Genomic DNA, 19,357 nt, shown 5'->3' on the forward strand with positions numbered 1-19,357 from the left:
AAATGATGAAGAACAACAAGCGTCATACAGAAGAAATCACCATTGGGGTAGTAGGGTTAGGTCTTATGGGCTGCAGTATCACCACCTGCCTTTTGATGGCCGGACATCAGGTCATTGCCGTAGCACCCATACCCGACGACCTGAAACATGCGGAAACCAGAATACAAGCCCACTTACAGAAATCGTATAAAGAGCAATTGACAAGGCTAGAACCGGACACCCATCTGAGTAGCTGTACGATTACAGAGGACTATACAAAGCTTAAGAGTTGTTATCTGGTCATAGAATGTACGCTTGAGAACCTGGAAATCAAGAAAACGGTATATCAAAAAATCGAATCGGTCGTAGACGCCACTTGCCTTTTGGCCAGCAACACCTCGGCCATACCAATTACGTTATTGCAACAGCAAACCACCCATCCGGAGCGCTTTTTTGGATTGCATTGGGCCGAACCTTCCCATATCTCCCGTTTTTTGGAAATCATTTGCGGAGCGCAGAGCAATGTTCAATTGGGGGAAGACTTGTATGAGCTCTCCCATGCTTGGGGAAAAGAACCGACATTGGTACGGAAAGACATTCGGGGCTTCATCACCAATCGGCTAATGTATGCCCTATACCGTGAAGCCTTTCACTTGGTAGAGAACGGTTACGCCTCGGTGGCGGATGTCGACCGCGCCTGCCGCAATAATGCGGGGTATTGGATGACTTTGGTGGGGGTTTTCCGTTGGATGGATCTCACTGGAGTACCTGCCTATCATACCGTAATGAAGGATTTGTTTCCGACCTTGACGAATACCACCGAAGTGCCCAAACTAATCGATGATATCGTGGCAGCAGGAGGGAAGGGAGTAGCCAACGCCCAGGGTTTTTATGAGTACACCCCTGAAGAGGCCAAACTATGGGAAGAAACATTTATGGAGTTCAGTTATGAAATACGCAAACTGGCCGCCAAATATCCCGTAGATGTCGTGGAGCAAAAAATGAAGCGCAAAAAAGGGTAGGTTTTAAATTTCAGGTTTCAGGTTTCAGGTTTCAGGTTTCAGGTTTTGCAGTTTATTATACGCTATACGCCAGTCGCTTTGACTTGACAGATCTTACTTCAAGCTTCCGACATCAAACATCAAGCACCAAATCCCAAGCACCAAACATTGATTACAAGTTCAGGCCATTGGAATTTGGAATTTGTTTTTTGGAATTTATCAATCGCCAATCGCCTTGATACAGCTAACGGTACCCTTTCGTATAGACGGTACGATTGGTCGTGGTCAATCCCCCGAACAATCCTTCGCGCGAAGTTTCGACGATTAAAGTCGGTTCCCATGGCGTTCCGCTGGGGGGTTGAAGCCAAAGGGTCTGCGTGACCTTGCTTGTGAGCCACTTTCCGCTTTTGGAATCTTGAAACGGGTATTGTGACGTAATGACCAACCTAGCACCTTCCCAAGTACTGGTCGAAACGATCGGCTTTCCGGTCCGGCCCATTTGAATGGGGTTTTCGGAAGAAGAACCATCCAGGGCAAAGTGATACGAGACTAGTTGTTGAATTTCCCGTGGGATAAAAACCACGCGTTCTACGTCTAATTTGGTTGGCGTATGTTGTATCGATATCTTATCTCCCCATCCGCTGCCTAACGTGGGCATAAGGGGTTCTTCTTTTCTATTGATGACGGACACCCGATGCAAGACCGTAGTGGACCAAGTCCCGGAAAAATCAGGATTCGCCATGGCCGCACTTCGCGGACCGAGTGTGGTGCTATCCGAACGGGTATAGGTTTGTACGGGCGCGCCTGAATTTATCGGGGGAGCGATGTAAGGGTCCGCCGCATTGGCACTAGCACTTACCCTCGGATGTTTGATAAAGGTCGCTTCGTATTCCTGTACGAGTTTATCCATAATACCGATGACCCCAGGATAATAGTCTTTCACATCGATTTCCTCCCGGGGATCGACACGTAGATCGAATAGGCGTACCAGATTATCCGGTTCAGGATCCGGCATTTCGGTTTTGTAGACATACCACAGTTTCCAATCCCGCCACTTGACCGCCATAATTTGTCCAAAGCGTTGGGTGAAAATGGCACTTTCTCGATTGGAATGGGTTTGTTTTCCTTCCCAAAAGGGTACTTGGTTGACCCCATCGATGATACGATCTTGAGGTACGGTATCCGGAGCACCGGCCGCATGGAGTATACTTGTAAATAAGTCTACCTCGTGCACCATTTCATTGGAAACCTGTCCGGCAGGGATTCTTTTAGGCCATCGGATGACGGCTGGGGTTCGTACCCCACCTTCCATAGCCGAATTGTAGTACCCGCGCCAAGGGCCCGGAGAACCACGCCATGGGCGTCTCATTTCCGCGCCATTATCAGTGCACCAGATGACTAAGGTATTGTCCTCAATTCCCGATGCCTTTAGCTGATCTAAGATCAATCCCACATTATAATCGACATCGGCCATGGCATCCCCCATATCACCTGCTCCGGTAGTACCGGCCTTATCAGGGTGGGGCAGTGCGGGAAAATGCAATTGGGTCATGGCATAGTACAAAAAGAAAGGTGTATTCTTCTTGGCATTTTCCTTGATGAATGCTTTACCCTTTTCCGCAGCCTCGCGATCGATGGTACGTCTGGTCTCGGGGGTAAAGGGCTTTACCTTTTTGGATGGAGACCCAACGGTACCTTCCCAAATATACGGAGCTGGTTGTAAGCCGGGGTCAAAACCTTCCATACTGGGAAATTGGGATACATGCGTGGTACCGGGAATGCCGTACCATTCGTCAAAACCCTGTTGGGTCGGTTCGCGCTTGCCCTGCCAATTTTTTGCACCCAAATCCCATTTGCCGAAAAGTGCGGTCGCATAACCTTCGGTTTTTAAACGTTCGGCCACCGTTTCCTCCCATAGGGTGGTACCCGCATAATAGTCTTCACCGGCCCGAACCGCGTAGCGCCCGGTCAAGATAGCGATCCGAGAAGGCGTACAGGAATACTCCACATTGAAGTTGGTCAGGCGTATGCCCTCGGTTCCGATTCGGTCAATATTGGGCGTAGGTACCCCTCGTGCCCCTCCAAAAGCCGCTACTTCACCCACCCCGAGGTTATCCGGGAAAATCAAGATGACATTAGGTTTTTCCTGAGCCAAGACCGGTCCTTGGACCAGTAAGAAGAGGGCAATAGTGACATATGATCTTTGGGCGAACAGTAGTTTCATGGATGCGATCGGTTTACTCGATAATCGAGATTTAAAATGCTACGATGCCTGCCTGCCGGACAGGCAGGCTTGCGTCGAAATCATTGTTAATTTTCCTTCTAATGCCTCGTGGGCTTGCCCCGAGGTTATTTACTTCGATTTTGCCCTGAAGATACAAAATAGATGGATGTCTGTTCTTTTGTGGATCTATTGACTTGATTCGATAAACTTGATGGCCTCGATAATATTCCGATCTCGGGAAAGGTTTTCAAAGTTGGTCTGTTTGATCACTTCAATATCCGGTACGACGGTCTTCGTGAATTTGGCGGATCGATCGGTTCCATAGCTTTCCGTAATTGCGGCTTTTATACCGAACGGAAGTTCATACAGGTCGTTGGCCGTGGTACTCCCATAGCTTTCCTCACCGATTACGATTGTATTTTTACGACCTCTAAAACCCAAGAGCACAAACTCACCAGCACTGTTCGTAAGGATTCCGGATATGAGGGCGACCGGAATCTTGGGCTTCGGTTTGGCGGTTGGTTTGACCGTGGTGTTGACCTTATGGTTTTGATACAGCACACCATCGACAAGACTCGTAAGCGTGGTTGCATTTTTGTTACTATCCAAATCCAGCAAGAGCGTTCCGTTGCCCAGTAGGTGGTACAATCCGGCTAACATGACATTGGAGTTGCCGCCAATGTTCAGGCGCAGGTCTACGATCCATCCTTTTAGGTCGTTCGATTTGTCGATTTCCAAAATAGCATCATAGATCTTCTGGGCTGCCTGATCAAGTTCTGCTGTGGTTGCATCTTTTAGTAACATTCCGGGTATGAGAACATAGCCGTAGCTCGTATCGACAACCTTGGTTTCGAACCCTCTATTATTTGAATAGGCGTCCAGCAGACTTTGGTTGAAATGGTCTTTGACCAGTTGCTTGCCCAGCGTACTTTTATACCAGTCTTTTTCTGCGAAAAGCAGAAGATGGTTTCCCTGTACCGTGTCGAACAATTTTACGGAAGTCGCCAACGACTTTTGAAATGTGCCACTTTTCAAAGCCTCTTTTTTGATATAGGATTTCACCGATGGCCAATCTACCTTGTCTGCATGTAGGTAGTTCTCTTCCAACTCTTCGAATAGTTTGTCGTACAAGGTATTGACACTGTCTTTAAAGGTGAATCCCTCACCTTGGCTATGGACAGGGGAGATGAAAAGAAAAAGCCCCGTAAGAATGCTTAAAACTGCTGATTTCATTGTTTTGAATTTTAAAGTTAACAGCATCAAAACTACGGGCGGTCCCATGGGCTATCAAGGAAAAAGAGGGTAAGAATGTCCAGAAAAAAAAATATGGACGTATTAGCTGCAATGGGCTTCTTTGTACTGAGTAGGTGTTAGGCCGGTTACTTTTTTGAATACGGCATTAAAAGAGGATTTTGAATTAAATCCTGCATTTTCGGCTATAGCCAAGAGGGTAAACTTCTTTTGTTCTTCCGCCTGTAAGAGCGTTTTTACTTTTTGCACCCTTAGTTCATTGATATAGGTTGAAAAGGATACCCCAAAAGTCTCGTATATGTATTGCGATAATTCTTTTTCCGTACTGTTGACCAAAGCGGCCACCTCGGCCATCTTTAAATTTTTGTTCACAAAAATTTCTTCTCCGTTCATATAATGGGCAAGATTTCGAGCCAATGGATCTGAAAACTCATTTTTATCTCGACCCTCCTCTTTTAACGTATGCCGGTTGAATAAAAACCTCAGTTTGACAAGTGATTCGAAACCGACCCAATAAATATAAACGGAGTTCAACATCAGGAGTATGGAATAGACGATGCCATTGTAGGCATCTCCCACGGCATGAACAATTACGGCGAGCACAAGGTGTAGGCCAGTAAACACCAAAAATGCATAGGAAAATTTCAGAAGCCATTCCCAGTTTTTACGGGTGATATTGGTTCCCCTAAGTCGAGATTTGTTCTTTTTCAAAAATCGTATGGCCAAACCTACCAATAGCAGATTCAAAAGCAAATAGACATACTCGTTGTAGGTGAAAAAGCCACTTTGATACACGTTCCAGAAGATATCTTTGTCCTTTCCGGAGTGTAGCACGAAATACCAATAGGCTCTCAAGATACCATAGCAGAAAGCAGGTAGGAATAAGAGGTAGTTTATAGCGCTCTTTTTTTCAGTTGGAATCTGATGTATTATGTACAGATAAAAACCTGTTCCGATGAGATATTTATAGGGAAAAGGGAAAGCGGCCAAAGGAATAAAGCCTATAGCGTCAATGTCTATGTATTTCAGGGCATAAAGGAAATTAAAAAAGGCTAAGGAAAACAGAAAGAGGAAATAAAAGTGAAAGGCCCTTACATTTTCCTTTTTCTTATGGTAGAGGTACACGCAAACCGCAAAGCCCTGTATGGCTCCAAAAAGAATGATAATCGCAATTATGGTGCCCATGCTTTTCCACCTTTTTTTAAAGACGATTGATTTGTGATGATGTTACGTAAGGGTAACCAAAAAGAAAAATTCCGCCATATATCCGTAGTCTATAAGCGGTGACGTAATTGAACTACAAAAGGTTTTTGGAATCGGGGAAGCTCACCTATTTAAAAATAGGCGAGTTTGAAAAAGATTATTACTTTCGCGTGAGCTAATAATGACGATTCTAAATAAATTCTCACTGGCATAGCACATACGAAACCAAAGAACTATGTCGCTCTATTTGATCATACTGACTGTTTCACTTGCCGGACCACTCGCTTTGAGTTTCGAGAAAAATCTTAGGCTCTATACGCGTTGGAAATACCTACTTCCCGCCATTTTAATTACGATGATCGTTTTTGTTGTTTGGGATATGGTTTTTACGCATCTGGGCTATTGGTTTTTCAATCCGATTTACAATTCGGGCATTTATATCAACAAGCTCCCTTTAGAGGAATACCTGTTTTTTATTGTTATTCCATATGCATGTGCCTTCTCCTTTTATGCGATTCAATTCCATTTTCCAAAATTTAAATTATCCGAGCGTTGGACAACGATTTTGACATTTGCGATAGTGGTGTTATCGGTCATCGTATCATTTTTGAATCGAGAGCTTAGCTACACTTTTGTCAATTTTTTGGTGTTGCCGGCAGTGCTTTTGTTAAGTTATTTTTTCGCTAGGGAAGTGGTACAATACTACCTGCCCATATATCCTATTTTACTCATTCCGTTTTTTATTGTCAACGGAATCTTAACAGGCACGGGAATTGAACAAGCGGTTTTTGATTACAACCCTGAAGTCTTCATGGGAATTCGGATTCTTTCCATTCCTTTAGAAGACATGTTTTACAATTTTTCGTTGCTTCTATTACCATTGGCGCTGACCCATATGTTTGAAACGCGATTTAAAAGAGTGGAAAACGCATGAAGGAAGTATTGATCGGTATAATAGTTGTGTTTTTGGCCATTGGCCACGTGTACAGGAAGTATGGGCCAACTGCGCGAAGGAAGGACCGCTCGGTCAGTGAAAAATTTCTACGAATGAAATGCTCGCCTATCAGATGAATCGGATCCTTACATATCTAGTGAATGAGGGGCTGCCCATTACGTTCATCATTTTTTACGCTGTTGGTCTGGGCTTGTATTTTACCCCTTTTACACATGACCTCTTTGTACTGATTACACCGTATACTTTGGTTTTGGTTGCCGTGGCCATCTTTTCGCATCACAAGGGATGGACCTCAAAGACCATTGCGGTTTTGGCGGGTATCTTTGTGGTAAGCATTATCATCGAAATTATCGGTGTAGCAACGGGCAAAGTATTCGGCGAATATGTATATGGCAATGGACTTGGTCTCAAAATATTCGATGTGCCCATTATCATTGGTCTTAACTGGGTTTTTCTAGTCTATGCTTCCAATAGTATTATCTCAAAATACACATCGAAAAACGGTTTGATCATCCTAGGGGCAGCCGCCCTGATGCTGCTTTACGATAGCTTACTTGAAAAAGTAGCTCCTTTGATGGACATGTGGTCCTTTTTGGAAAACGACCCACCCCTGCGTAATTATGTGGTCTGGTTTCTATTGGCGTTACTATTTAATTGGAGTATGCAACATTTTAAACTAAATACACACAATAAACCCGCACGCTGGCTGTTTTTTATTCAGTTCTTCTTTTTTGTAATCATCGCGATCCACAATGAATATTAGAAAATGATACGAGCCAAGCACAGTACATTCGTTGTGAAATTTTCCAACTATTATACCAAGATATTAGTAGGCTTTTTTTTTGGGAAGTTAAAGTACACGGGACATTTCGAAGACAAAGGATTACCCATACTGATGATCGGCAATCATTTTTCGTTTTACGATGGCTTTATTCAAATCTTATTGAACCTAAAGGTTTTTAAGCGGCGGTTTAATTTTATGATGCTCGAAAAAGAGCTGCGTAAAAATATGCTCTTGACTAAAATCGGCGCTTGTTCAATTGCCAAGGGGAAACGCTCTAGTTTGGAGAGTCTCAAGTATGCGGTTGAACTCTTACAGGATAAAGAGAACCTGTTTCTGTTTTTCCCGCAAGGAAAAATCAAGAGTATCTATACGCGAGAGTTCATTTTTGAAAAAGGCTTACTTTCATACCTTTTAGAAAACGCTAAAAATGATTTCCAATTGGTGTTCAATATCAACCTTATTCATTATGGGACAAATTTGAAACCCGATATTCATGTATATTACGAAACGCAGCACATAAACGCGGATACCACGGCTGAAGATGTGGAAAGCGCGTTTAATCGGTTTGCAAAAGCATGTTTTACTAAGCTAGGGGCAACATGATCTATGTATGTTATTTTCTTCTGGGAGTACTATTGATTCGGTTGTTGGTCGTCTTTGTCAACTACCTTTCATTTGCCTATTTACCAAAAGCCACGCCATTGACAAAGGAGCCCTTTGTTTCCATTTTAATACCTGCGCGTAACGAGGAAGATAATATCGGCACTTTACTGGGGCAATTATCACGCTTGGACTACAGTAATTTTGAAATCATTGTTTACGATGACCATTCGGTAGATAAAACGGAACATATTCTAAAAGAATGGGCAGCCCGTAACCCGGCAATTAAGATCATTACCGGAGGGCAACTTCCCCAAGGTTGGTTGGGCAAGAATTATGCCTGTCACCAATTGGCTAAGGCCGCTACAGGTACGATATTACTTTTTTTAGATTCGGATATCAATGTGCAAAAAGAATTGTTACAGCGCAGCATCGGGCATCTTCAAAAGTATAACCTTCATTTGTTATCGATTTTTCCAAAACAAATAGTGAAGTCATTCGGAGAAAAGGTCTCGGTACCGCTGATGAACTGGATTCTATTGAGTTTGCTACCCTTACCACTAGTTCGAAAGACGAGAAGCAAGGCCTTATCCGGTGCTAACGGACAATTCATGATGTTTAACGCCGTTACCTATAAAACCTTATGGCCCCATGAACGGTACAAGTCACATAAGGTAGAAGATATGGCTATTATGAGACTGTTGAAAGAAAAAGACCTGGCGTGTGATACACGTTTAGGGGACAACGACATTTCTTGCCGAATGTATGTTGGCTTGGATGCAGCCATTGAAGGATTCACGAAAAATGTATTTCACTTTTTTGGGAACAGTGTGGTAGTCACGATCGCTTTCGGATTGATTACAACGCTTGCCCCCTTTATCATCTATGATCAGATGGGGGTATGGTGGTTGGCCATTTATATCTTGGGCATACTATCGATTCGCTTTTTTGTAAGTTTGGCGAGCCAACAATCCGTGATCCAAAACATGGTATTGGCTTTCCCGCAACACCTGGTGTTTCTTGTCATCATTATCAAAGGGCTGATCAACAACAAACGGAAAAAAATAATATGGAAAGGCCGCAACATATTACAAGAGTAGTGCTTGTAGGCATCACTTGGTTGCTTTCAATGCAATCGGGTTTTTCCCAACACGCGTACCGCGATTCCATTTATAAGGCGTATTCGCGGGGTAAAATGGATAAGTGGTATACCATCATGCATGGGTGCGAAGCGCAGGTGGATGCCAACAAAGTGGAAGAACAAATAGAGCTGCTCAATTATTATTACGGCTATACAGCTTGGTTGGTGGGCGCTGAAAAGTACGATACTGCTGAAACATATATTGACAAATCAGAAGAGCTCATTGAAAAGTTATTGGAAGAGTCCCCTGAAAACGCGACCCTATTGGCATACAAAGGGGCCTACCTTGCCTTTGAAATCGGCATCTCCAGTTTAAAGGCGATTTTCCTCGGTCCGAAAAGTATGAAGTATATCAACAAGTCCATCGAACTGGATCCGGAAAATATTCAGGGGAATATTGAAAAGGGCAATTCGATGTTCTATCGCCCATCGGCTTTTGGGGGCGATAAAATGGAAGCGATCGCCTACTATATCAAAGCGATCGAAAGCTTTGAAAAACAAGGGTTGGTAGTCAATAATTGGCTGTACATCAATACGCTGACCGCACTGGGACAGGCGTATGAAGCTACCGATCAAATACAGTCGGCGAAATTGTGTTATGAAAAAATAATTCGCATATTCCCCAACTTTATGTGGGTTGAAGACGAACTCTATCCTGATTTGCTGGAGCGTCATAAGCTGTAATAATTTCTATGGAGTACATGAAGTTCGAGAGCCATCATATCCTAAGTATCCTCCTCAAACGCTTGACCCTTCTCGTATGTTTGTTTTTTCTTGTTCCCAACCATGCGCAACGCACGCAGAAAGATCAGGTTAATTTGGATAAGATTCCCCCACGTATCATTCGCGCCTGTTGCGCTTTTGGTTATGATTTGAAGGTATGGGGCGTACCCTTTGTATCCATCGATCAGGTCATCAGTATCGATGATCTGGGCGAACATCGCTATATGGGGCATAAACGGGAAGGCATCGGAACCATATATTCCCATAAAGGAGGTTTTATAGACATTGCGCACCTACGGGACCAAATTGACTGGACCCGTTATTTATTCACCACCATTGTAGCGCATAAGGGTAAAGGAGCGGTGGTCTTGCGTTTGCGTAACGAAGCAGGCCGTAAAACGCTGCATTTGAATGTACCCGCAGAGTTGGATACTGATGATTGTATTCAGCTTGCGGGAAAAATTGCCTATGACTTTTCCCTTTGGCATGAAATATCAACCTGGTATGGGGCATCGACCGTGCCTTTGGTACCGGAAAAGTTTTCTAGTTTTTCGGTGGAGGACCTGTATTCCAATTTACTTGGCATACACGTGGGGATGAAGACCTTGCGTTCAAAGCGCCCTTTTAATACTGCGGCTACACAGCTTATCGCTTCCACATTGGATAGTTTAGCCGTTGTACAAACAGCACAGGAAACCTATGACGCCTATGATGCCGTACATGATAAATGGTATACCAATCAAAAGCGGGTGCCCCGCACGAATATTACGCTAAAGCGGGATCTGGATGTGCTCAAGTCCACTCGGCCCTGGATCGTTCCTGAGGTGAAGGCTGGCAATAGCGATCCTATTGTTTTAGCCGTACCGTTGGAGACGGCCAAAGGTGCTTTACTTACCGACTTTTATCGATTTACCATTGATTTGAATCGCAAAATTCCGATAGAGGAGATTTTTCCGAGTTACGAAAGTGACCGTATCGACCAAGATGATTTTGGGGTCTTATTGCAAAGCATCGCCAATGAATTGCAGCTGATGGAATACGATAAATTGGCGGAGCACAGATAGTAATTCCTGTACTTGCTTACGACTATTATTTTTTGAATTTCGATAAACGCGGCTTGAATTCAATTGTAGTATCCTTAAACCAATTGGTATCGATTTCGGCTATCCTATTGGTTTTTTATTCTTCTACGGTCATTAACTCCGTAAGCCCTTGTGGCGAGATTACATTGAATTCACCATTGTTCGCTATTACATTGATTTTTGTAAACGTGCCTTGATAATACCAAAAAAAGTCGGTTGAAATAGGCTGCGGGTGCTGACTATAAAACTGTTCGACAAGCGGCTTGAGCCTTTGTATAAACAGCATAAAATCCAAAGGGTTCTCCTTTGATACTTTGCAGATGTTTACGATACCTTTATTGGGGATGGCCACTACAGATCCCCATTCCCCGACAAATTCGGGCGCGGTATGGGCTAGATCCAAAGCAAGACTGGCACCATAATCTTCGTTCTCCATAAAATGGACTTCAATTTGGTGTCCGTTGGCTTCTATCGGTTCCGTGGCTTTCGTGAATTCTTGTCGGTTTACGTTTTTCTGGGCAATTTCAAAAACTTCCTCAGGGGTCTTATTCCACAGATCGAATTGATCGTTCTGAATAGGGGTGAAAGTAGAGGGCAAGTCTAGCATTAGGACGGATACCGTACCGTCCAGGTCCTTTTTTGAAATGAGGTGTTCAATGCCACCATATTGGGCAAGATAAGTCGCCTCATAAATGCGAATGCTCAAATAATCGACTACGGTTTCAAACCTATTGAAATCCAACTCTTTTTGTTGCGCAACGGATTCATGCATGCCCTTAAAATGGGATTGAATCAGCTCAGCCCATTTTGTTTTTTCCAATTCCGCGCATTGCAGCATAAGATTGTGAAGGTTCACCGTGGAATAATCTTGTCCTTCTTTCAGTTGAACCGCTCCTTTTTTGATGGAGTCAATGTCGTAATGCTGAGAAATGGCTTTTACCGATTCGTCAACGAGATATCTGTACTCCTTTTTTGAGATTTCATGTTCAAAGCCTTCCGGAAAGCTGTAATCTATTTTTTGCGTGTAGCCATTAAACGAAGTGATAATCAGTACAACAAGTAAAAGTTTGCGCATAAAGCTGGATTTTAGGAAAATAACAGTGTCAGCTAGTTTATTGAGGTGCAAAATAAGGGTTTCTACCTCCTGTAAGCTATAAACTCGATAAACAGGGGTATCTTCTATACGAACTTGATACAACCGGCGTGGAGCGCCTTACAGGGGCTGATTTTATCTGGGGTATGCTGTGCACTACAACTTCGATAGTATGCTGTTGAGGGAACCGATATCCGCTTTCTTTTTCAAGTAGCTATCGAGGGTAGGATCTCCCATATCCTGGATCCGGTATTCCGGTAATTTTTCCGAGAATAGGAGCGACACAAAGGTATCGACCACTCGCTCTTTAAGCCCGTGGGGGAGCTGGTGTTTGTCGACCAGGGAATACTCCATACCGATATGCGTGATCTCATGTATGATCGTATTCGCAGGGTTTTGGTACTGCATGAATCCGCCCGCTTTATTCGTCAATAGGGTGATCTTTCCCTCATCAGGGTCATAACTGCCTCCGGTTCCATATAGGGTAAAGACAATTTTGTAGGTATCGAACCTTTTAAAATCCCAATCCCAATCGCATTGCGCTGATGCGATGTCATGAACCAGGGTATTGATCAACGGGAGTTGATCCTGCACCTTTTGTAGGGCCGGATCGTAATGGGTGGGGTCGAAGACGTGGGTTTCGACAAGGGTATGAATCGCTGCATAGTCGTCATTTCCAAAAGTTCCGTTTTTCGATTTTACGATCAAGGAATCGATCAACGGATCCTCGGGTAGGTTGATGGTATAGCCTTGCTTCTCAAAAAAAGCGATGTCATGGATCGTCCTCCAAATCGAGGTCGCTTCCTGCGCTGCGGTCGGTGGTACTAGTTCAATTGTAGCGGGTACGGTTTGGGCTATGCCGCACCAGCTGGTGAGTAAAAAAAGAACAATAGGGTAGTATTTAGGGGGCCTCATTCGTAGTTTACTGCATATTTTACCTGAACAAAATCATTAACATAATCACTTGCCTGGGCTTTTTCAAGTTTGATGTCTCCAAACGTTTTTCCAAACAAAGGAATTCCCTCGCCCAACAGTATGGGAATTCTAGTGAGGGTTATTTCATTTATTAGTTTAAGATTAATACATGATTGAATGGTTTTCCCTCCATCTATATAGGCGTGTTGATACCCTTCTTTTTCTAACGTATGCATTAAATCGGCTATGTTTCCAGAGAACATTTCCACTTTTCCTTTCAGGTTGTCCGGAGCTTCTTTTACCGTAGTACTCAAAACAATAATTTTCATATCTCCATAAAACCACTGTTCAGGAGCTAGGTTCATACTGGAAATCATTTCCATACACTTCCGTCCCATAATCATACAATCTACGGAATCCATAAAGGATTTAAATCCCATATCTTCTGTGCCCATATCAGCTTCTAAATTCCCCGCTGTATGTAACCAGTCAACGGCTCCATTTGGTTTTGCAATAAATCCATCTACACTAGTGGCGATATAAACTGAACATTTCATGATTTAGAATGCTATCGGGCGGGTCGTCAAGACAAACGCTTTGGCATTATTAAAGGTAAAGGTTATTCTGAACACATAGGTATGCGACACCGGTTCTTTCTCATCAAAGTAGAGTACATAGTATTCGGGAAATGACCGATCCACGTACCTAAGGTTGAACTCCTGTATCGTGAACTCATACTTTGCAAAAGTATGTTGGCTATTGATTTCCGGAGTGGAATGAGGGTGAGCTGTTCGGTATCCTCTTCCAGCACCCTAAACTCATCCGTATTCTTTTTGACCTCGACAACCATACCTTCCAATTTGTCGTCGTATGGCATCCCATAATCGACGACTATGCCTTGCTCGAGGTAGGCTTTATTGAGATCTTCATAATACTGAACCACAGCGTCTCGACTACTGGAAACAAAATCAAAGTAGAGTAAAATTTCATTCGCCTCCGCGAATTGTCCTACAGGGGTAGGCGCTATCACAGGGAAACCGTCGGTACTGGTATACATGGTGGCATAATCAAGGGAAATGGAGTCCAGTGTCACCCCTTTGTCTAGAATAGCGGCGATGTCTGCTGTGTTTTCAACCTCCGATAATTCTTCATCTTCAGAGCAACTCCAGAACAAGATAAAACTGAGAACGAAAATTTTGAAAAGGGGTTTCATGGCCGAGGTTTTTGATACGATATAAATAAGAGCGATACGAGTTGAAAGGGTTGCGTGTACGTATCCCAAAAGTACGGTCCGTATGTTTACGATGTACGGATTGCCACCAAGCGCAAAGCAACCAAAGCCCTTTGTGGGCATCTATCAAGAAAATCCAACGGGAAATAACAGTTGGGTAGCACCTAAAAAGAGGTCCCATGGTAAAAAGTATCGGGTTTGCGTTTGCATTTGTTGTTCTACTCGTTCTGGCCAATTGTTCAAAAGACGACTCGGATCCGAAGCAAATCGAATTGGGCGTCTGGATTTCAACCGACAAAAAAGACACCCTGGAATTGATATCACAAACGAATTTCAATAAGTCGAATCCCCTGATGCAAGATGAAAATTATGACTACAAACTGTTGTCAAAGGACTCCATCCGAATCGGCTATCGCGGACGTTTGTTCATCGATATTGAACCGACGCACCATAAATATACGCTAGCGGGAAATGAAATGACCATCGATTTTACGAATACATTTTGCTTCGGATTTGATGAAAAGGTCGTAACCTATATTCTGGAATAAACGCCCGCTATTTTTGTCCAACTTCTTTATGGTAGTTCAATTCCCCGCCCATGTAGGATTCGAATTCATATGATGAAGACTTGCCCATTTTCGTGCTACGGTTAAATTAAACAAAATGATGTTTCAACGGGGCATACCCCTGCTATTTTCTATTTCCACACCTTATGGGATTGGCCTAAAACACAACATATTAATTATCTTTGAGACACTGGACTAGGGCTTTTCATAGGAGGTTGTGTTGTACACAGTTTTTGATTTCCGCTCCTAATTTTTCAATTCTTGAATCGAAACCAGAAATTTCTTTCCAGGCTAATTTAGCTTCTGAAAATGACCTCTGTGCTTTTCCACATTTATTCATGTCCAAATATGTTTTTGCAAGTTGATAATGCGCTGATGCTTTTTCATATTTATCATCTGATTTTAAGAGCACATATTCCAATATTTCTGTTGATTTTTTGAATTCATAATCTTTCCAGTACAAGAGACCTAAATTAAGGCTCGCATTTAAATACGACGAATCTGAAACCTTAAGTGAATGTTCAAAATAAATTATTGCTTGATGATAGTTTTTCAATTCATGTTCAGTATTTCCAAGATTGTTTAATAGGGTTGAGTTTTCTGGTTCAATTTCTAACCCAAGCAAAAATTTATGTTTTGCTTTTTGAAAATGAGCGTCTTTAGCTAAACCTACTCCTTCAGCATTTAATTGACGCGCCTCATCTCTTTTAAAATTATTTTCTCCAAGATAAACTGAAACACGGCCGTCGTCATGAAAAATGACTTCAACGTCTTCATTTCCATCTGTTCTAGGCCTATCATCTTTACATGAAGCCAATAAAACCAATAAGAAAAGTAATAAGCGATTCATATATTTTAAAATGAAAGCTCGAATAAATTGTGTACAACGGTCTTGTATAAGAATAGTAGCGGATTAAAATGCACTAACTTTTCGGCTAAACACAGACCTTAATTAATATTTACTTACTTTCGATTTAGCACTAAAACCGCTATTGTTTTTATACGTTGTTGTGCCCAGTGCTTTATTCTTCCTCTTCTTTTTTATTAGTATTTTGCCAATCATCAGACAATGATTTCCAATCTACGTTTCGTTCAGATTTTCCAGTCCAAACATCCCAGAAATCTGGGTCTTCGGATTTTGGTCTGTGTTCTTTCTTAAGATTATTCATTTCTACTAGAATTGGAATAGGTGTCGCCCAACCTAACAAAATTGCTTTTCTCGTTGGCAAAATTGGAAGCTCCTTTAGTAAACCACCAATATTGTCAGGTACAAGTTTTTTTACAAGTTCTTGGTCTCTGTCGTTTACTATTCTATGTAGTAAAAATGTATTACATTGTGATAAAACAGTAGGTGATAATTCTGATGGTCTTTGAGACGATAGTGTAAGACTTAAACCAAATTTTCTTCCTTCTCTTGCTATTCTCTCAAAAGATTCTGTGCAAAGTTGAGAAGCAGAAATATCATCACCGCCTTCGTGATATCGTTTAATGAAATTATGAGCTTCTTCCATCACTATATTAGTTGGAAGTAATTTGTTGTAGGTTCTTCTATACCTCTGCAATGACTCAAATACAACTCTTGAAATTACTGAAACAACTAAATGAGTAATGTCCGAAGGGACTAATGAAAGGTCAATAATTGAAATTCCATCAACTGTACTTTCTAACCAATTATCTAAAGTAACGTCCTCGTTATCGCCAATGATTGAACTCATTCTACTATCTGATAGCATTGTTCTAATGCGCATTGTCAAAAAGTCAACAAACTGAAGTTTTCCTTCTTTTTCGGCTAAACTGTCAACATAATTGGCTATTTCGTTAACTGGAAAAGGAATGGGATTGTCTTCATTACTGTCTACAATTGACTCAGGGAAGTGGTCAGTTATTAATTCTTGAAGAAGTGAAATTATTGTTTCAACTTCATTTACGCTAAAACCGTTGTACCATTCGTTATCATTGTATACACCTCCATAGTTACCTGCTCTAATTCCTTCTAAATCGTCTGCAATAGAAATCAGAATAGCTTTTATTGGTTCTTCAAGTTGAAGTGAATAGTATTTTAATCCATCAATAATAGAGCTAAGTTTTTTACCAAATTCATTCCTACCAGGTTTTTCAGAATAGGTACTTGGTCCATTGTTTAAGTTGGATTGAATCGAGAAAAGGTTTGTTAGAATAAATCTTTTGGTTCTGCCATAACTAATAGATGATTTATCTATTGTATTAGTTTTTAGTTCTCTAAGTGCTTGTTTTAATAATGGTCTTTGAGTTCTACCACTTGCATTTGAAAAAGAACTCCATTCATAGCTATTCCATAACCAAGCAGGCACTTTTAATTCTTTAAATACGTCTGCTTCTTCTTCTGATACTTCTACTTTGAATTTTTTTACTTCACGGTTTAAATCATTGAATGCATCTGTGTATTCTCCATTTGGGTCTAGAATAATGAATCTTGAATTTAATTTTTTACCAGATTCTAAATTTTTGGAAGCTTCTTCTAATGACCACCTTATTACACCTGCAACACTACAAGATTTACCACTTCCTGTATTTCCCAATATTGCTATGTGTCTTCCAAATAGTTTGTCAGGATTAATTTTGACATTTGCATTTCCTGCAATTGGTGCGATTCCGATTTTTACGTTTGCATTTTTCTCCTTGTTTTCTACAATTGATTTAAGTTGAGTATCTGATGGCAATATAACACTATCACCAACAGAAGGGAAACTATAAACACCTCTTTCAAGTTGATACTCTTTGTTTTCAATTTTACCAATTTGCTTAAGTGTTCCCATTGGTGTAATTGACATTTTTCTCAATGGAAAAGGTAAATCAATTAAGTCAAAATCTCTAAATCCTTTACGTTTTGGGTATTGACTATGTTCTACTCCAAGCCAACTTATTAGACCAACCAAAGCTCCATTTTCATTTGGTATGAGCACAAAACCATTAATTCTAGGAAATAACGTAGGCACGCCAGTATTCAATGCAGTATTTTGAGGTGCTGATAAATCTAATACAACTCTAATTTCATTTGGCGAAACATAGTCGACTGTACCAATGGTTAAATTACGTAAATGGTCAAAATCAAATTGCTGTAATTTCATTAGGCTTCAGTTTTTTGTTCGGTTTCGCCTTCTCCAAATCCAGCTTTGTTGTCTCCTCTGTTATCTTTTATTTTTTGCATTTTCACCGTTAACCTATCAATAGCAGATTTTGGTAAATAGTGTTCAACTAGATTTTCTAAATTCCCAAAATGTTCTCCAATCATCAATGTACATTGTGCAGAATTCTTGTCTTCTAAAAATCTAATGATTCTATCTCTACCCGAACCGTAATTAGGGGCTTCACCTTCGTTAGAATAATTTCTATCCCAAGCAATAACAACTAAATGAGTTGATGGAATGGTCATCATATCTTCAATAACTCGGTTTATATGACTATCGCCAAAACCATAGCCATACGTGATAATGACCGAATTTGGTTGACAAATCGAAGAAGAAAAGTCTCTAAACAACTCGGCATAAGGATAAAAAGCAGTTTCGAGGTCTTTAGAAGAATTAGGGTAAATAACAACTTGGTCAGTTATATTTTTTGGAATAGCTGGATGACTATCATCTGCTCCAAATGGCAATAGTGTTTTAATTATTCTATCGCTATCAAAACACCAATCAATAGAACCGTGAAGTTTAGTAATTCGAGCAACACCTTCCGCATATCGAGGTTCTCCTCTTATACCTGGTGGATTATAATGATAATCTAATTCTAATCGAGTATTTCTGAATATTGGTTGTATTTTTCCTTTGAATCTATCAAGTAATAAAACACCAGTTTCATCACAAGCAAGTTCGATGAATCTATCATAATTTGTGGTAAACAGATTTAATCGTTCGCGAGATGCTGAACGACTTGTAAAACTTAAAACAAAGCTTTTTAAAAGGTTAAATGCCTTTATTGCTCCCTCTTCTTCCTTATGAAGTTTTTCAAAAAATTCCTTTTCGGTTGAAAGTATTGAGGAAATAAAAGTTCGAAGTTTAGCATCTAGTTCTACTGCTAGTGTTTTTGCTCTCTCATCATCAATTATGTTAAGTCCATTTATTAATTCTAGCGTTACCCTAATATCGTCTTCAATGTTTGCTTCACCACGATTCATATCGACCGCAGATTTATCAGCCTTTGCTTTAATTTTGTCTTTGAGTTCGTGTTCAAGAGAAAGTCGCCACATTTCTTGAGGCTTAACACCTGCAACAAATGAAACTGAACTAGTTAAACCAGAACCTATCAAAACTGATAAATGCTCGCTTTGAAATATTGCTGAAAGCCAAGGTTCTACTTCACGTCTTAATTCATCAGTTGATAAATCATCTTCTTCGGATGTACAGATTAGTTTCGTATTAGTCTTAAGTATGTGTGTTTTTGTCCAATCTATTCCGAAAAATTCCATTTATTGTTTTTTATTTAGTTCTTAATTGTGTTTTTCCGCATTGGGCACAACTTGTTTATATCGATGTAAATACATCTTTATAGGCCCCCATGAGCCTCAAAGTGATACATAGGGGTATCCATTTCGTCCATTCCGTTTTGGTGTGATAATAACTATTTTGGCGAC

General features: G+C 41.2%; 18 protein-coding genes. 8 read left to right on the top strand and 10 right to left on the bottom strand.

The window, feature by feature from the left end:
* Positions 1 to 2 precede the first annotated feature (2 nt).
* Entirely contained in the window at positions 3 to 1,001 is a 999-nt protein-coding gene (locus tag ACKWCA_RS11925) for a 3-hydroxyacyl-CoA dehydrogenase family protein (protein WP_413978424.1), read from the top strand.
* A gap of 223 nt (positions 1,002 to 1,224) precedes the next feature.
* Here the strand turns inward: ACKWCA_RS11925 and ACKWCA_RS11930 are convergent, their stop codons facing one another.
* The 3 genes from ACKWCA_RS11930 to ACKWCA_RS11940 all read right to left on the bottom strand — a co-directional run bounded on the left by ACKWCA_RS11930 (position 1,225) and on the right by ACKWCA_RS11940 (position 5,640).
* Positions 1,225 to 3,204: a sulfatase-like hydrolase/transferase gene (locus ACKWCA_RS11930; protein ID WP_413978425.1), complete on the bottom strand. Its 1,980-nt coding sequence runs from the start codon at positions 3,202 to 3,204 to the stop codon at positions 1,225 to 1,227.
* A gap of 186 nt (positions 3,205 to 3,390) precedes the next feature.
* Positions 3,391 to 4,437 carry a S41 family peptidase gene (locus ACKWCA_RS11935; RefSeq protein WP_413978426.1) on the bottom strand — a complete coding sequence of 349 codons (1,047 nt, stop codon included), beginning with the start codon at positions 4,435 to 4,437 and terminating at the stop codon, positions 3,391 to 3,393.
* Between the two features lie 102 nt (positions 4,438 to 4,539).
* Complete coding sequence (locus ACKWCA_RS11940; RefSeq protein WP_413978427.1) at positions 4,540 to 5,640, bottom strand: helix-turn-helix domain-containing protein; 1,101 nt, start codon at positions 5,638 to 5,640, stop codon at positions 4,540 to 4,542.
* Positions 5,641 to 5,893: 253 nt separating this feature from the next.
* Here ACKWCA_RS11940 and ACKWCA_RS11945 point away from each other — a divergent pair, with 253 nt between their 5' ends.
* The 6 genes from ACKWCA_RS11945 (at position 5,894) to ACKWCA_RS11970 (ending at position 10,925) form a co-directional block, all read left to right on the top strand.
* Positions 5,894 to 6,592: a lycopene cyclase domain-containing protein gene (locus ACKWCA_RS11945; RefSeq protein ID WP_413978428.1), complete on the top strand. Its 699-nt coding sequence runs from the start codon at positions 5,894 to 5,896 to the stop codon at positions 6,590 to 6,592.
* 133 nt (positions 6,593 to 6,725) lie between these two features.
* Positions 6,726 to 7,376, top strand: coding sequence for a carotenoid biosynthesis protein (locus ACKWCA_RS11950; protein ID WP_413978429.1), 651 nt, complete (start codon positions 6,726 to 6,728; stop codon positions 7,374 to 7,376).
* 3 nt (positions 7,377 to 7,379) lie between these two features.
* Positions 7,380 to 8,000, top strand: a complete 621-nt coding sequence (locus tag ACKWCA_RS11955; RefSeq protein ID WP_413978430.1) for a 1-acyl-sn-glycerol-3-phosphate acyltransferase — start codon at positions 7,380 to 7,382, stop codon at positions 7,998 to 8,000.
* Positions 7,997 to 9,097 carry a glycosyltransferase family 2 protein gene (locus ACKWCA_RS11960; RefSeq protein ID WP_413978431.1) on the top strand — a complete coding sequence of 367 codons (1,101 nt, stop codon included), beginning with the start codon at positions 7,997 to 7,999 and terminating at the stop codon, positions 9,095 to 9,097. Before ACKWCA_RS11955 ends, ACKWCA_RS11960 begins: the two co-directional genes overlap by 4 nt.
* Positions 9,067 to 9,822, top strand: coding sequence for a hypothetical protein (locus ACKWCA_RS11965; RefSeq protein ID WP_413978432.1), 756 nt, complete (start codon positions 9,067 to 9,069; stop codon positions 9,820 to 9,822). The genes ACKWCA_RS11960 and ACKWCA_RS11965 overlap by 31 nt, the downstream gene beginning before the upstream one ends.
* A gap of 8 nt (positions 9,823 to 9,830) precedes the next feature.
* Positions 9,831 to 10,925, top strand: coding sequence for a DUF4056 domain-containing protein (locus tag ACKWCA_RS11970; RefSeq protein ID WP_413978433.1), 1,095 nt, complete (start codon positions 9,831 to 9,833; stop codon positions 10,923 to 10,925).
* A 115-nt stretch (positions 10,926 to 11,040) separates the two neighbouring features.
* On the opposite strand, the gene ACKWCA_RS11975 is transcribed toward ACKWCA_RS11970, so the two are convergent.
* The 4 genes from ACKWCA_RS11975 to ACKWCA_RS11990 all read right to left on the bottom strand — a co-directional run bounded on the left by ACKWCA_RS11975 (position 11,041) and on the right by ACKWCA_RS11990 (position 14,164).
* Complete coding sequence (locus ACKWCA_RS11975; RefSeq protein WP_413978434.1) at positions 11,041 to 12,018, bottom strand: DUF1444 domain-containing protein; 978 nt, start codon at positions 12,016 to 12,018, stop codon at positions 11,041 to 11,043.
* Positions 12,019 to 12,192: 174 nt separating this feature from the next.
* Positions 12,193 to 12,951, bottom strand: a complete 759-nt coding sequence (locus ACKWCA_RS11980) for a hypothetical protein (protein ID WP_413978435.1) — start codon at positions 12,949 to 12,951, stop codon at positions 12,193 to 12,195.
* Positions 12,948 to 13,508: a dihydrofolate reductase family protein gene (locus ACKWCA_RS11985; RefSeq protein ID WP_413978436.1), complete on the bottom strand. Its 561-nt coding sequence runs from the start codon at positions 13,506 to 13,508 to the stop codon at positions 12,948 to 12,950. The genes ACKWCA_RS11980 and ACKWCA_RS11985 overlap by 4 nt, the downstream gene beginning before the upstream one ends.
* Positions 13,509 to 13,570: 62 nt before the next feature.
* Positions 13,571 to 14,164, bottom strand: coding sequence for a hypothetical protein (locus tag ACKWCA_RS11990; RefSeq protein ID WP_413978437.1), 594 nt, complete (start codon positions 14,162 to 14,164; stop codon positions 13,571 to 13,573).
* A 197-nt stretch (positions 14,165 to 14,361) separates the two neighbouring features.
* Between ACKWCA_RS11990 and ACKWCA_RS11995 the strand changes: the two genes are divergently transcribed.
* Positions 14,362 to 14,730 (top strand): hypothetical protein, encoded by a 369-nt coding sequence (locus ACKWCA_RS11995; protein ID WP_413978438.1) that lies wholly within the window; start codon positions 14,362 to 14,364, stop codon positions 14,728 to 14,730.
* A gap of 223 nt (positions 14,731 to 14,953) precedes the next feature.
* Here the strand turns inward: ACKWCA_RS11995 and ACKWCA_RS12000 are convergent, their stop codons facing one another.
* The 3 genes from ACKWCA_RS12000 to ACKWCA_RS12010 all read right to left on the bottom strand — a co-directional run bounded on the left by ACKWCA_RS12000 (position 14,954) and on the right by ACKWCA_RS12010 (position 19,192).
* Positions 14,954 to 15,598 carry a tetratricopeptide repeat protein gene (locus ACKWCA_RS12000; RefSeq protein ID WP_413978439.1) on the bottom strand — a complete coding sequence of 215 codons (645 nt, stop codon included), beginning with the start codon at positions 15,596 to 15,598 and terminating at the stop codon, positions 14,954 to 14,956.
* Between the two features lie 172 nt (positions 15,599 to 15,770).
* Entirely contained in the window at positions 15,771 to 17,855 is a 2,085-nt protein-coding gene (locus tag ACKWCA_RS12005; RefSeq protein ID WP_413978440.1) for an ATP-binding protein, read from the bottom strand.
* Complete coding sequence (locus ACKWCA_RS12010) at positions 17,855 to 19,192, bottom strand: SIR2 family protein (RefSeq protein ID WP_413978441.1); 1,338 nt, start codon at positions 19,190 to 19,192, stop codon at positions 17,855 to 17,857. Before ACKWCA_RS12010 ends, ACKWCA_RS12005 begins: the two co-directional genes overlap by 1 nt.
* Positions 19,193 to 19,357 lie beyond the last annotated feature (165 nt).

This window comes from Maribacter corallii (genome assembly GCF_047345415.1).
GTDB lineage: Bacteria > Bacteroidota > Bacteroidia > Flavobacteriales > Flavobacteriaceae > Maribacter_C.

Bases quoted from the DNA above. Each gene is read 5' to 3' on its own strand.
- ACKWCA_RS11925 (WP_413978424.1), top strand. From the start codon at position 3: ATGATGAAGAACAACAAGCGTCATACAGAAGAAATCACCATTGGGGTA.
- ACKWCA_RS12000 (WP_413978439.1), bottom strand. From the start codon at position 15,598: ATGAATCGCTTATTACTTTTCTTATTGGTTTTATTGGCTTCATGTAAA.
- ACKWCA_RS11965 (WP_413978432.1), top strand. From the start codon at position 9,067: ATGGAAAGGCCGCAACATATTACAAGAGTAGTGCTTGTAGGCATCACT.
- ACKWCA_RS11975 (WP_413978434.1), bottom strand. From the start codon at position 12,018: ATGCGCAAACTTTTACTTGTTGTACTGATTATCACTTCGTTTAATGGC.
- ACKWCA_RS11950 (WP_413978429.1), top strand. From the start codon at position 6,726: ATGAATCGGATCCTTACATATCTAGTGAATGAGGGGCTGCCCATTACG.
- ACKWCA_RS11995 (WP_413978438.1), top strand. From the start codon at position 14,362: ATGGTAAAAAGTATCGGGTTTGCGTTTGCATTTGTTGTTCTACTCGTT.
- ACKWCA_RS11990 (WP_413978437.1), bottom strand. From the start codon at position 14,164: ATGAAACCCCTTTTCAAAATTTTCGTTCTCAGTTTTATCTTGTTCTGG.
- ACKWCA_RS11955 (WP_413978430.1), top strand. From the start codon at position 7,380: ATGATACGAGCCAAGCACAGTACATTCGTTGTGAAATTTTCCAACTAT.
- ACKWCA_RS12010 (WP_413978441.1), bottom strand. From the start codon at position 19,192: ATGGAATTTTTCGGAATAGATTGGACAAAAACACACATACTTAAGACT.
- ACKWCA_RS11980 (WP_413978435.1), bottom strand. From the start codon at position 12,951: ATGAGGCCCCCTAAATACTACCCTATTGTTCTTTTTTTACTCACCAGC.
- ACKWCA_RS11970 (WP_413978433.1), top strand. From the start codon at position 9,831: ATGGAGTACATGAAGTTCGAGAGCCATCATATCCTAAGTATCCTCCTC.
- ACKWCA_RS11935 (WP_413978426.1), bottom strand. From the start codon at position 4,437: ATGAAATCAGCAGTTTTAAGCATTCTTACGGGGCTTTTTCTTTTCATC.
- ACKWCA_RS11940 (WP_413978427.1), bottom strand. From the start codon at position 5,640: ATGGGCACCATAATTGCGATTATCATTCTTTTTGGAGCCATACAGGGC.
- ACKWCA_RS12005 (WP_413978440.1), bottom strand. From the start codon at position 17,855: ATGAAATTACAGCAATTTGATTTTGACCATTTACGTAATTTAACCATT.
- ACKWCA_RS11985 (WP_413978436.1), bottom strand. From the start codon at position 13,508: ATGAAATGTTCAGTTTATATCGCCACTAGTGTAGATGGATTTATTGCA.
- ACKWCA_RS11930 (WP_413978425.1), bottom strand. From the start codon at position 3,204: ATGAAACTACTGTTCGCCCAAAGATCATATGTCACTATTGCCCTCTTC.
- ACKWCA_RS11960 (WP_413978431.1), top strand. From the start codon at position 7,997: ATGATCTATGTATGTTATTTTCTTCTGGGAGTACTATTGATTCGGTTG.
- ACKWCA_RS11945 (WP_413978428.1), top strand. From the start codon at position 5,894: ATGTCGCTCTATTTGATCATACTGACTGTTTCACTTGCCGGACCACTC.